Raw genomic sequence first — 12,233 nt, 5'->3', positions numbered from 1 at the left:
ATAAGGTGACATGTGACAACAGCTCGAGTCGTTAGTCTTTCTGAATTAGGCAGTGCCGACGTAATCAAACTCATTGATAAAGAGTTGCCCGCGCCAGCAAAAGGTGAAGTACAACTTCGTCAGACTGCCATTGGATTTAACTTTATTGATGTGTATCAGCGCTCTGGTGTATATCCACTCGAGCTGCCTACTGGTCTTGGTCATGAGGCAGTGGGTGTGGTACAGGCTATCGGTGAGGGTGTTACTGGTCTGAAGATTGGCGATCGTGTCATGTATATGAACGCTGGTATTGGCGCATATGCTAGTGCGCGCAATGTGGCTGCAGATAAATTGGTGCCAGTACCTGATAATGTTTCTGATGAAGTGGCCGCTGCAGTGTTTTTCAAAGCAATGACAGCGCAATACCTTGTGCAAAAGACATATAAGGTTAAAGCAGGTGATGTTGTTTTAGTCCATGCAGCAGCGGGCGGAGTTGGTCAAATTTTGGCAGGTTGGGCAAAAGCCTTGGGTGCCTTTGTCGTGGGAACCGTTGGCTCCCCGGCTAAGTTTGCCGCAGCTAAAGAGGCTGGTTGCGATGCCGTGATCGATTACTCCAATCCAAATTGGGTTGAAGAGTTTCTGAAGGCAACTGGCGGTAAGAAGGCGAATGTGGTTTACGACTCTGTTGCCAAAACAACCTTCTTAGGCTCCTTAGATTGCACTGCTCCATTTGGTACGGTAGCTCTATTTGGTGCGGCTTCTGGGCCAGCACCGGAGATTCAGCCTGAAATCTTGAACAAGAAGGGCTGTTTATTTCTAACCAGACCATCTGTATTCCCGCATAACGCAACTCATGCTCTATTGCAGGAGAACGCTAAAGCAGTGTTTGATGCCATTGCTAAGGGGCAAGTCAAGGTCCAAATTGGTGCTCAATTTTCTTTAGAGCAGGCTGCCGATGCACATCGGGCAGCAGAGGGAAGAAAGGTTTCGGGCGCTATCGTGATGATCCCTTAACTTACTTCGTAGTTCACCTTTCGAAGCCCCGTGTATGCGGGGCTTTTTTATTGCAAGTTCTAGATGTAATATGGACTCATGAAAACACTTATTCGCTCTCTTGCTCTGGTTCTTTGTTTGTTGTCAGGCTCCTCGGTTTGGGCACAAATTCCACAAACTCAGTACTCACAAGGTATTTCCTATATCACCGGTGGTGTAGGTGAAGAAGAGTCAACGGCTATCTTGACTGAGGCTAAACAATGGCCAGTTTTGTTGGAACTCTCACAGCTTGAAAATGGTAGAGGAGTGTGGATTTTTGGTAGTCAAATCAAAATACTGAATGCTCAAAATGCAGTGGTTTTTGATGCTAAAGCAGAAGGTCCTTACATGCTTATTAATCTGACTGCAGGCGACTATGCAATTCAGGCTAGCTATCAAGGTGTAGAGCAAAAGAGAAGTATTTCAGTAAAGGCAGGGCAGTCCCAAAAGATTTCCATATTCTGGAAATAATCTAATGGGTTGAAATAAAAAAGCCCCTGCAGAAATTCAGGGGCTTTTTTACTCTGTAACTCGCATTAGAAAATATCAGGCTCTGGTACTGGGGCACCAAAACTAGTCTCAAGAAAATCAAAGTCACAACCTTCTTCAGCTTGCAAAATATGACGGCTGAACATCCAGCCATAGCCCCGTTCGTATTTTGGCGCAGGCGCTACCCATTTTGCTTTTCTAGCAGCTAATTCTTCATCGCTAATCTCGAGCTGAATTTTTCTGGCATCAACATCTACTGTGATGAGGTCACCAGTTTTGACTAATGCAAGTGGTCCCCCAATATAGGATTCAGGGGAGGCATGCAAAATACACGCGCCATAACTAGTACCACTCATACGGGCATCTGAAAGACGCAACATATCCCTGACACCTTGTTTCACTAGCTTGAATGGAATTGGGAGCATGCCCCACTCGGGCATACCAGGGCCTCCCTTAGGGCCAGCATTTCTGAGAACCAGGATGTGATCTTCGGTGACATCCAAGTTTTCATCTTCAATGGCCTTCTTCATTTCTGGGTAGCTATCAAACACCAGGGCTGGCCCGGTGTGCTTCAGGAATTTTTCTGCGCAAGCACTGGGTTTAATCACTGCCCCCCCTGGCGCAATATTGCCGCGCAAGACGGCAAGGGCACCTTCTTTATATATTGGATTTTCTAGAGAGCGAATGACATCGGCGTTATACACCTCAGCATTCTGAATGTTTTCACCAAGGGTTTTGCCGGTAACAGTCATCGCTTTGTGATCAAGATGATGTTTCATTTCTTTGAGCATGGCTGGCATACCGCCCGCGTAATAAAAATCTTCCATCAAGTATTTGTCACCACTCGGCCTGATGTTTGCGATCACAGGTACTTTTCTGCTAGCAGCATCAAAATCATCTAAGCTCACAGTGCAATCTTTGCCAGCACGTCTCGACATTGCAATCAAATGAATAATTGCGTTGGTGCTGCAGCCCATAGCCATTGCAGCAGCAATCGCGTTGATGAAATTGGCCTTAGTCAAAATGCGTGATGGGGTGAGATCCTCCCAAACCATTTCTACAATTCTTCTGCCACAAGCAGCAGCCATACGAGGATGACTTGCATCCGCAGCAGGAATGCTCGAAGCGCCGGGTAGACTTAATCCTAGGGCCTCGGTAATGCCCATCATGGTTGCAGCAGTACCCATCGTCATGCAGGTTCCATGGCTACGGGCAATGCCGCCTTCTACCTCAAGCCATTGCGCTTCTGAAATATTTCCAGCACGACGTTCATCCCAGTATTTCCAAGCATCTGATCCAGAGCCTAAGATCTGGCCCTTCCAATTGCCGCGTAGCATAGGGCCAGCTGGCAAATAAATGAAAGGTAAGCCAGCAGATAGTGCGCCCATCACAAGTCCTGGGGTGGTTTTGTCGCAACCACCCATCAGTACCGCACCATCAACTGGATGTGAGCGAATGAGTTCTTCAGTTTCCATTGCCAACATATTGCGATAAAGCATGGTTGTGGGCTTTACATACTGCTCAGCTAAGGAAATCGCAGGCAATTCAATTGGAAAGCCGCCAGCCTGCAAGACGCCACGTTTCACATCTTCAACACGCTGCTTGAAGTGTGTATGGCAGGGGTTGATGTCAGACCAGGTGTTCACAATCGCAATCACTGGTTTACCAGACCAGTCTTCAGGGCCGTAGCCCATTTGCATGGCGCGCGAACGATGTCCAAATGAGCGCAGGTCATCTGGTTCAAACCAACGTGCACTGCGAAGGGATTCTTTTGTCTTTTTTGGCATAAAAGTCTGGGGCTTGGTTTATGGAGATTCTTATCTTAGTGCTTGCTACAGGGTAAAGGGTATATCAGTACTTGTTTTCTGTTGCGCTCTTAATTAATCTTACATTTAGAGACAGTAGCGATATAGATTAATTTATAAGGATCATTCAATGACCAAATTTTCTTTCTTCTCCCGGGTATTGCTTGTTTGGGGTTTGCTTGCTTCATGTTGCATCCCAGCAATTGCACAATCTGATTACCCCAATAGGACGGTAAAGATTATTGTTCCCTTTCCACCAGGGGGCACAACAGACATCATGGCTCGCATATCAGCCGAGCAATTGACCAAGATTTTGAAGCAGCCATTCGTGATTGAGAACATCTCTGGTGGTGGTGGCGTAGTTGGCGCAGAAAGAGCAGTTTCAGCCCCCGCTGATGGCTACACCTTAGTAATGACAGGCGTGGGACAAAATGCGGTGGCCCATGGTTTGGATCCGAATTTGAAATATGACTCTTTAAGAGATTTTGCGCACATCTCTTTAATTGATTTTGGTCCCAATGTCTTAGTGGTCAATCCAGAAAGACCTTTTAAGAGTTTGAAAGAGATTGTGGATTTCGCCCGCGCTAATCCCGGTAAATTAGATTACGGTTATACCTATGCCTCTTCTGGTCATATGGCGATGGAGCTACTCAGGCAAGCCACCGCTACTTGTACTGATGTGAAGAAAAGGGTCAATTGCAATCCATTGCCATTGGTGGGTATTCCTTATCGCGGAGGAGGCCCTCTGCTGAATGCAATTTTGGGTAATGAAATCCCGATGATATTTATCAATCAAGACACTGCCTTGCCCTATGTTCAATCCGGTAAGTTGAGACCTATTGCAGTCAGTAGCTTGCAACGCAATTCTTTGTATCCCAATGTACCCACTGTTGCAGAAAGTGGTTACCCAGGATTTCAGGCGCTGTCATGGGCTGGCATTAGCGCTCCCAAAAACACGCCTAAACCTGTCCTAGACAAATTAGAGGCTGCTATGGTTCAGGCTTTGCAAACTCCAGAGGTGAGACAGCGTTTAGAGTCCGTAGGCTTTGTAGTGCCTACCCCAGGCTCAGCTGCCTATGTCAGCTTCCTGAAGGCTGAAATTGATCAATGGGTTTCATTGATTAAGAAATCGGGCATCAAGCCGGAGTAGTAAATCTTTCCTCTTGGCTAAAAAGCACCTTCGGGTGCTTTTTTATTTCTAAATGAGCAGGGTTTATAATTCTATAAGCATTTGAATTAAAAGAGAATATTCTTAAAAATCCATTCTGCTTGGTTTGACAGTCCCTTTAGGGTCTTGGACAATGCCAAGGGTGGTTTGATTCAAGCCTACGATTCCTCATGACAGCCACTACTTCTGCTACCTCCAGCAAATCTGACTTTGTGCTCCAGGCACGTGCCTTGAGCTGTGTGCGTGGCGAACGTCAACTATTTTCTGATCTACACCTCCAAGTGAAATCTGGTGAGTGTCTCCATGTGCGTGGCCCTAACGGAGTTGGTAAAACCAGTTTATTGCGACTTCTCACAGGGCTATCAAAACCTGAGTCTGGTGAAATCTTATGGAAGCAGGATTCGATTGCAAAGGATCCCGTGCAATACCACCGAGATCTTTTATTTCTGGGACATCGTGATGCTCTGAAAGAGGATCTCACGGCTCTCGAAAATCTTGAAATGTATGCAGCACTCGACAATGTTGACTTGACGCAAGCACAAGCGCTCGCTACTTTGTGGCGATTTGGCTTGCGTGGTCGTGAAGATCTCCCAGTGCAATATTTGTCTGCGGGACAGAAGCGGCGAGTATTAATGGCGCGCATGGCAAGTCGCCAAGCCAAGTTATGGATATTAGATGAGCCTTTTAACGCGCTCGATGTGAATGCAGTTCAGGATTTACAAGATCTGATTGCTGAACATCTTGGTGCTGGTGGCTTAGTAGTGTTAACCAGTCACCAAGACATTCAGATTCCTCATGTGAGGGTCTTGGACTTATGAGTGCTTTCTTTGCCATCATCCATCGCGATTTACTGTTGGTTATGCGTCGTAAGAGCGAGGTCCTCACGGCACTTTTTTTCTTTGTCGTAGTGACGAGTCTTTTCCCATTAGGAATTGGTGCTGATGCTGCCTTGTTGCGTAAGATTGCCCCTGGAGTGCTCTGGGTAGCGGCACTGCTTTCTACCCTGCTAGGTTTGCAGAGAATGTTTGCAGCTGACTACTTAGATGGGGCACTGGAGCAGCTGCTCTTAACCCCACAGTCTTTAGTGCTTTTAGTTGCTGGGAAAGTCACAGCACATTGGCTAGTCAGTGGTTTACCCCTGGTTTTATTAGCCCCCATTATCGGTATTCAGTTTGACTTGGATGCCAGTTCTTTGTACGTATTAATGGGAAGCTTATTGCTGGGAACCCCTGTACTGTCCTTGTTAGGCTCTATTGGAGCAGCTCTGACGCTGGGGGTTCGGGGTGGCAGCGTCTTGATGAGTTTATTGATTTTGCCTCTCTATATCCCAGTATTGATCTTTGGTGCCGGAGCGGTTTATGCCAATAGCGTGGGCCTCGATATCTCAGGCCATTTTTCATTGTTGGGCGCCTTATTGATTTTGGCTTTAGCATTTGTACCTTGGGTAAGTGCTGCAGCCCTAAAGATTGCAATCGAATGAGCCAAGTAAATACTATTTCTGCTTCTAATACTCGCTGGATTAACTGGTTTAAGTTATCCAGCCCAAGCACTTTTTATCCAGTGGCGGGTAAGCTCATCCCAATCTTTTGGGTGCTCTCAGCAATCTTTGGCATAGCTGGTTTATGGATCAGTTTTTTTGTTGCGCCCGTGGATGCAGTTCAGGGGCAGGGATATCGCATCATCTTTGTACATGTCCCCGCTTCATGGATGTCCATGTTTATCTATTTAGTGATGGCTGCCTGGGCTGGTCTTGGGTTGATATTTAATACGCGTCTTTCTGCCATGATGGCGCAAGCACTTGCACCTATAGGTGCATGGATGGCTTTCTTATCTTTATGGACTGGTGCATTTTGGGGTAAGCCAATGTGGGGTACATGGTGGGTGTGGGATGCTCGTCTTACTTCGGAATTAATTTTATTGTTTCTCTATTTAGGATTTATTGCGCTGCAAGCTGCTATTGATAATCCACGAAGAGCTGATAAAGCCGGTGCAATCTTGGCATTGGTAGGCGCTGTGAATGTGCCGATTATTTATTTTTCTGTGAAATGGTGGAATACCTTACATCAGGGTGCATCAGTTTCCTTGACCAAGGCGCCAGCGATGGCACAGACGATGCTTTGGGGCATGCTTTTAATGGCACTCTGCTTTTGGATGTATTCGATTGCGGTAAGTTTGATGCGTGTTCGCACCCTCATTCTAGAGCGTGAGGCCCATTCGGATTGGGTGAGACAATTAAAAGAGGTCAATAGTTAATGTGGAATAGTCCCTCAGAATTTTTTGCTATGGGTGGTTATGCTCTATATGTATGGAGCAGCTTTGGTGTGTGTGCTCTTGTTCTTTTATTAGAGCCCATAGTCATTCGTGCTCGCAATAAACTGGTAGTGCGTCGTCTAAAGCAACAAGTATTAGCGGAGCAATTTGATAAAAAAGGTAGTCAGTGAAGCCAAGACATAAGCGCGCATTACTCATCGTAGCCGCCATAGCAGTCATTAGCGTTGCAGCGTTGTTGATTTTGAATGCGCTCAATAGCAATATTGCTCTTTATGTCACTCCCAGTGATGTTGCTGCAGGTAAGGCGCCCAAGGGCCAAGCATTTCGGATTGGCGGAATGGTCAAAGAGGGTTCTGTCAAACGGGATGGCTTGACAGTTCACTTTGTGATTACCGATATGGCAAAGGATATTCCGGTTGCCTATACAGGTATTCTTCCAGACTTATTTAAAGAGGGTAAGGGCGCGGTCATTCAAGGCCGCATTGATAGCAAAGGCGAATTTATTGCCAGTGAAGTTTTGGCTAAGCATGATGAAAATTACATGCCACCAGAAGCTAAGCATGCATTAGAGCAAGCTCAAAAAAATGGAAGTGCTAAATGATTCCTGAGTTTGGTCATTACGCTTTAATTTTAGCGCTGTGTATTGCGCTGATCCAGGGGGTGCTGCCGCTAGTAGGGGCTCACCAGGGTCGTCGCGAATGGTTGGTCTTGGCGAGGCCAGCAGCACAAACCGTCTTCTTCTTGCTGGCTGTTGCATTTGTGACTTTGACGTGGAGTTTTTATAGTAATGATTTCTCAGTACTCTATGTAGCGGAGCATTCCAACTCGCAGATGCCTGTTGTTTATCGATTAGGCGCTGTCTGGGGTGGTCATGAGGGATCACTTTTACTCTGGGTTTTTTTACTGAGCACTTGGACTATTTTGGTTGCCCAATTATCCAAAGCACTTGATGAGTTTATGGTAGCCCGAGTCATTGGCGTTTTAGGTTTAGTTACTAGTGGATTGCTCCTATTTGTCATCGCTACCTCTAATCCGTTTACGAGATTGTTGCCTGCTGCAGTTGATGGCCGCTCATTAAATCCTTTGCTGCAAGATCCAGGTCTAGTCTTTCATCCGCCCATGCTGTACATGGGGTATGTTGGCTTCTCCGTTGCATTTGCATTTGCAATTGCTTCCTTGCTATCGGGTCGTTTAGATGCTGCATGGGCGCGCTGGTCACGTCCTTGGACAACAGCAGCTTGGATCTTTTTAACGCTGGGTATAGCTCTAGGTTCTTGGTGGGCTTATTACGAATTGGGTTGGGGTGGTTGGTGGTTTTGGGATCCTGTGGAGAATGCTTCATTTATTCCTTGGTTGGTAGGCACAGCACTTTTGCACTCCTTGGCGGTTACAGAAAAGCGCGGCGGATTTAAAAGTTGGACCGTGTTGCTTGCTATCACTGCTTTCTCTTTATCGCTCTTGGGAACGTTCTTGGTGCGTTCTGGTGTGCTGACATCAGTACACGCTTTTGCTACCGATCCAAAACGCGGAATTTTTATTCTGATCTTCCTTTCTTTGGTGGTGGGATCATCCTTAGCTCTTTATGCATGGCGCGCTCCAAAAAGCACGATGGGTGGCAAATTTAGTTTGAGCTCACGCGAGACCTTGATCTTGCTTGGAAATGTCTTTCTGGTAGTTTCAGCTGGCTCTGTATTGTTGGGGACCTTGTATCCACTTTTAATCGATGCATTGCACTTAGGTAAGATTTCTGTAGGGCCTCCTTACTTTAATGCGGTGTTTGTGCCCATCATGATTCCTTTGCTGGTATTAATGGGTATTGGACCTTGGGCCAGTTGGAAGCAAACAGATTTAATTGCAGTACTCAAGCGTTTATGGCTTGCAGGTGTGGTGGCGGTCCTTGCTGGCATTACCATTCCGCTCATCATGGGTGAGTTCACCTGGTTGGCAGGCATCGGGTTCTTATTGGCATTTTGGGTCATCGCTTCTGGTTGTTTGCAGATTATTCGTCAAGCAAAGACTGGCAAGCCAACTCGCTCCTTTATGGGAATGCAAGTAGCGCATTTAGGCATCGCTGTCTTTGTGATTGGTGTCACTATGGTAGGTGCATATCAAGAAGAAAAAGATGTCCGCATGCTAGCTGGAGATACCGTTCAAGTTGGTGGTTATCAAATTCAGCTGCAAGATGTTAAGCAGGTTCCTGGCCCAAATTACACAGCCATGCGCGGTAGCTTCTTGCTGAGTAAAAATGGTGCTAGCGAAGCCATACTCTATCCAGAAAAGCGGAGTTATTTTTCTTCTACGATGCCGATGACTGAGGCAGCGATTGATGTGGGTTTAACGCGCGATATTTATGTTTCCTTAGGCGAAGAACTTGGCGACCAATCTTGGGCAGTACGCGTTTACTACAAACCGTTTGTTGATTGGATTTGGGGCGGCTGCCTATTGATGGCTTTAGGTGGCGTATTGGCTATCTCTGATAAGCGCTATCGCATCAAGTTAAAGGGCAAAATATCATGAAGGCCAAGTTTTTAATTCCGCTATTACTATTCGTAGTTTTAGTTGGATTCTTGGCTGTTGGATTAAACCGCGATCCCCATGAAGTCCCATCCCCTTTAATTAATAAGGCGGCTCCCGCATTCGAGATTGCCCAACTAGAGCAATCGAATAAGACTTTTTCACCGGCCTCCATGATGGGGCAGGTATGGATTTTGAATGTCTGGGCCTCTTGGTGCGTTGCCTGTCGGGAAGAGCATCCAGTACTGGTGGAACTTGCTAAATCTCAAGTTGCCCCTGTGATCGGTCTAGATTACAAAGATAAGCGTGAAGATGCTCTGGCGATGCTAGCAAGACAAGGCAATCCTTATGTGCTTTCAGCCTATGACGCCAATGGACGTGTGGGTATCGATTACGGCGTCTATGGTGTTCCTGAAACCTATGTGATTGATCGTGCTGGCGTGATCCGATTTAAGCATATTGGCCCCATCACTTCTCGGATCCTAAATCAAAAGATCTACCCCTTGGTCAGCGAGCTTAAGAAATCATGAAGTCTTTATTTCTGATCTGTGCAGCTCTTCTCTGTTTTGGAACTTCCTTTGCAAAAGATGCAGCCCCACTTGCTGAAGATCCAGTGATGGAGCAGCGTCTAATCTCTATCTCTGAAGAGATGCGTTGCTTGGTTTGCCAGAATGAATCTTTAGCTGGTTCACGATCTGATTTAGCAAATGACCTTCGTAGAGAAATTCGCAAGCTCATACAAGAAGGTAAGAGCGATGATCAAATCAGAACATTTATGGTCGAGCGTTATGGGGATTTTGTACTTTATCGTCCACCTGTAAAGCCAATTACCTGGTTGCTGTGGATTGGCCCATTTATTATTTTGGTGATCGGTATTGCAGGCTTGCTGATGTATTTACGTCGTAGAAATCAAAGTATGCCTAATACCATTCTCACAGAGGCTGATAATCAAAAGATCGATGCGCTGCTGAATCAAGATAGAAAAGACCGGCTTAATGACTAATTTTTTCATTCCTGCAATATTGTTGTTGGCTTTAGTTTTGCTATTGCTATTGCGCCCCTTTCTATTTCCGGCAAAGGTACCGGCTACCTCACGTCGTCAAATGAATGCGGCAATCTATCGCGAAGAGTTAGATAAATTAGAGGCTGAGCGTACTGCCGGACTTATTACAGCGGAAGACTACGAGATTTCTCATGCAGAGATGCGTCAGCGCCTCTTTCAAGATACCAGCGAAGAAGATGATCGCGCTACTTTAGGGTCCACTAAGAAAACAGCCATTGCACTTTTTGCGTTTGTCACACTCCTTTCCTCTGGAATGTATTTTTATTTTGGTGATGTCACTCAAGTTGCTCAGATGAATAGTGATCAGCCAATGACTCAAGAAGGTGTTGAGAAGATGGTGGCCGAGTTTGCTGACAAGATGGAAAAAGATCCAAGCAATCTAAAAGGTTGGACAATGCTTGCGCGTTCTTATCGTGTCTTAGGGCGCAATGAAGATGCGGCTAAAGCTTATGCACGTGCCGGCAATTTTATTGACAGCGATCCCCAGTTATTGGCGGATTACGCTGATGCGCTTGCATCTAATGCCAATGGTAGCTTTAGCGGCAAACCGTTGAGCCTGATTAATCAGGCCTTGAAATTAGATCCTAATAATTTGATGGCACTTTGGTTGTCTGGGACTGCGGCATTTAGCTCTGGTAATTATCGGTCTGCAGTTCAAGCTTGGGAAAAGCTTGCTACTCAATTACCTCCAAACTCTGAGGAGCTTAAGGGCATTGAGGCATCCATCGCTGAGGCGCGATCCAAGGGCGGTATGGTGGCTAAAGCTCCAGTAGCAGCTGCTGCTGGAAAAGTCATTAGTGGTCAGATTGCCTTATCCAGTGATCTCCAATCTAAGGTCAAAGAGGGTGACACTGTGCTCGTGATCGCTCGACAAGTAGGCGAGCGTATGCCGGTTGCTGTACTCAAGACCTCTGTAGCGCAATTCCCGATGCGCTTTATTCTAAATGATGCATTGGCTATGAACCCTAGTGCTCCTTTATCGAAGTTAAAAGAGGTTTCTGTAGAGGTGAGGATTTCCAAAACAGGCATGGCTAAGCCTGAGCCTGGAGATTTGATTTCTACAGCCAAAACCATTCAAGTCGGCACAGAAAATGTTCGACTACTGGTGGATCAAGTACGCCAATAAGCTTGGCGCTGATTGTTTAGCCGCGACCTACAAAAGGCATTTTCGTGGCCATGATGGTCATCGAAAGAATGTTGCTTTCTAAGGGAAGTTGCGCCATATGAAGCACTGCTTCACCCACATGAGTAACATCCATACGTGGTTCTACCTTGATCGATTGGTCAGCTTGCAAGATGCCGTTAGCCATTCGCTCGGTCATCTCTGTGGCTGCATTACCAATATCGATTTGACCGCAGGTGATGTTAAACGGACGTCCATCTAAGGCAATCGTCTTGGTCAGTCCACTGATTGCATGCTTTGTAGAAGTGTAGGGTGCTGACATAGGTCTTGGGGCATGCGCAGAGATTGAGCCATTATTAATAATTCTGCCGCCTTGAGGGGTTTGGGCTTTCATCATTCGAATTGCTTCTTGCGAGCAAAGGAAAGCGCCACACAGATTCGCGTTCACTACATTCATAAATTGCTCGTAAGTTAATTCTTCCATCGGAATTGCTGGAGCACCCATGCCTGCATTGTTAAACAGCACATCAATACGGCCAAATTTTGCTTTGAGTGCTGCGAATAATGCTTTGACATCGGCTGGTTTGCCAACATCGCAAGCTACCGCTAAGCAGTTACTTTCATTACCACCAATATCAGTAATCGCCTTTTGTAATCGCTCCAAATTTCGGCCGGTCAGAACAACATGAAATCCACCTTTAAGAAGGGCTTTTGCAGCAGCCTTTCCAATGCCGGTTCCGGCGCCAGTGACAAGTGCTACTTTGATTTGACTTGCATTCATGATGGTCT

At 46.2% G+C, this 12,233-nt stretch carries 14 protein-coding genes; 12 read left to right on the top strand and 2 right to left on the bottom strand.

Features of this window, described 5'->3' with window-relative positions; all coding sequences use genetic code 11:
- The first annotated feature begins 12 nt into the window (after positions 1-12).
- Both ICN41_RS02625 and ICN41_RS02620 read left to right on the top strand, forming a co-directional pair.
- Positions 13-993, top strand: a complete 981-nt coding sequence (locus ICN41_RS02625; protein ID WP_216291234.1) for a zinc-binding dehydrogenase — start codon at positions 13-15, stop codon at positions 991-993.
- Between the two features lie 78 nt (positions 994-1,071).
- On the top strand, positions 1,072-1,482 hold the full coding sequence (locus ICN41_RS02620; RefSeq protein WP_216291233.1) for a carboxypeptidase-like regulatory domain-containing protein: 411 nt from the start codon (positions 1,072-1,074) through the stop codon (positions 1,480-1,482).
- A 65-nt stretch (positions 1,483-1,547) separates the two neighbouring features.
- Here the strand turns inward: ICN41_RS02620 and araD are convergent, their stop codons facing one another.
- On the bottom strand, positions 1,548-3,287 hold the full coding sequence (araD, locus tag ICN41_RS02615; RefSeq protein ID WP_216291232.1) for an L-arabinonate dehydratase: 1,740 nt from the start codon (positions 3,285-3,287) through the stop codon (positions 1,548-1,550).
- A 148-nt stretch (positions 3,288-3,435) separates the two neighbouring features.
- Here araD and ICN41_RS02610 point away from each other — a divergent pair, with 148 nt between their 5' ends.
- The 10 genes from ICN41_RS02610 (at position 3,436) to ccmI (ending at position 11,447) form a co-directional block, all read left to right on the top strand.
- Positions 3,436-4,455, top strand: a complete 1,020-nt coding sequence (locus tag ICN41_RS02610) for a tripartite tricarboxylate transporter substrate binding protein (RefSeq protein ID WP_216291231.1) — start codon at positions 3,436-3,438, stop codon at positions 4,453-4,455.
- A gap of 188 nt (positions 4,456-4,643) precedes the next feature.
- On the top strand, positions 4,644-5,291 hold the full coding sequence (gene ccmA / locus ICN41_RS02605; protein WP_216291230.1) for a cytochrome c biogenesis heme-transporting ATPase CcmA: 648 nt from the start codon (positions 4,644-4,646) through the stop codon (positions 5,289-5,291).
- The gene (gene ccmB, locus ICN41_RS02600) at positions 5,288-5,953 is read left to right on the top strand and encodes a heme exporter protein CcmB (RefSeq protein WP_216291229.1); all 666 of its coding nucleotides are present in this window, start codon (positions 5,288-5,290) and stop codon (positions 5,951-5,953) included. Before ccmA ends, ccmB begins: the two co-directional genes overlap by 4 nt.
- Entirely contained in the window at positions 5,950-6,726 is a 777-nt protein-coding gene (locus tag ICN41_RS02595) for a heme ABC transporter permease (RefSeq protein ID WP_216291228.1), read from the top strand. Before ccmB ends, ICN41_RS02595 begins: the two co-directional genes overlap by 4 nt.
- On the top strand, positions 6,726-6,914 hold the full coding sequence (gene ccmD / locus ICN41_RS02590; protein ID WP_216291227.1) for a heme exporter protein CcmD: 189 nt from the start codon (positions 6,726-6,728) through the stop codon (positions 6,912-6,914). Before ICN41_RS02595 ends, ccmD begins: the two co-directional genes overlap by 1 nt.
- Positions 6,911-7,345 (top strand): cytochrome c maturation protein CcmE, encoded by a 435-nt coding sequence (gene ccmE, locus ICN41_RS02585; RefSeq protein WP_216291226.1) that lies wholly within the window; start codon positions 6,911-6,913, stop codon positions 7,343-7,345. Before ccmD ends, ccmE begins: the two co-directional genes overlap by 4 nt.
- Positions 7,342-9,261 carry a heme lyase CcmF/NrfE family subunit gene (locus ICN41_RS02580; RefSeq protein ID WP_216291225.1) on the top strand — a complete coding sequence of 640 codons (1,920 nt, stop codon included), beginning with the start codon at positions 7,342-7,344 and terminating at the stop codon, positions 9,259-9,261. Before ccmE ends, ICN41_RS02580 begins: the two co-directional genes overlap by 4 nt.
- Positions 9,258-9,788 (top strand): DsbE family thiol:disulfide interchange protein, encoded by a 531-nt coding sequence (locus ICN41_RS02575; RefSeq protein ID WP_216291224.1) that lies wholly within the window; start codon positions 9,258-9,260, stop codon positions 9,786-9,788. Before ICN41_RS02580 ends, ICN41_RS02575 begins: the two co-directional genes overlap by 4 nt.
- Positions 9,785-10,261, top strand: a complete 477-nt coding sequence (locus ICN41_RS02570; RefSeq protein WP_216291223.1) for a cytochrome c-type biogenesis protein — start codon at positions 9,785-9,787, stop codon at positions 10,259-10,261. The genes ICN41_RS02575 and ICN41_RS02570 overlap by 4 nt, the downstream gene beginning before the upstream one ends.
- The gene (gene ccmI / locus ICN41_RS02565; protein WP_216291222.1) at positions 10,254-11,447 is read left to right on the top strand and encodes a c-type cytochrome biogenesis protein CcmI; all 1,194 of its coding nucleotides are present in this window, start codon (positions 10,254-10,256) and stop codon (positions 11,445-11,447) included. The genes ICN41_RS02570 and ccmI overlap by 8 nt, the downstream gene beginning before the upstream one ends.
- Before the next feature lie 16 nt (positions 11,448-11,463).
- On the opposite strand, the gene ICN41_RS02560 is transcribed toward ccmI, so the two are convergent.
- Positions 11,464-12,225: an SDR family oxidoreductase gene (locus ICN41_RS02560; protein ID WP_216291221.1), complete on the bottom strand. Its 762-nt coding sequence runs from the start codon at positions 12,223-12,225 to the stop codon at positions 11,464-11,466.
- Positions 12,226-12,233 lie beyond the last annotated feature (8 nt).

It is taken from the genome of Polynucleobacter sp. 15G-AUS-farblos, from assembly GCF_018882445.1.
In the GTDB taxonomy this organism is placed as follows: domain Bacteria; phylum Pseudomonadota; class Gammaproteobacteria; order Burkholderiales; family Burkholderiaceae; genus Polynucleobacter.
The sequence above is the reverse complement of the archived record's forward strand: the minus strand, read 5'-3'. Positions and strand labels throughout refer to the sequence as shown.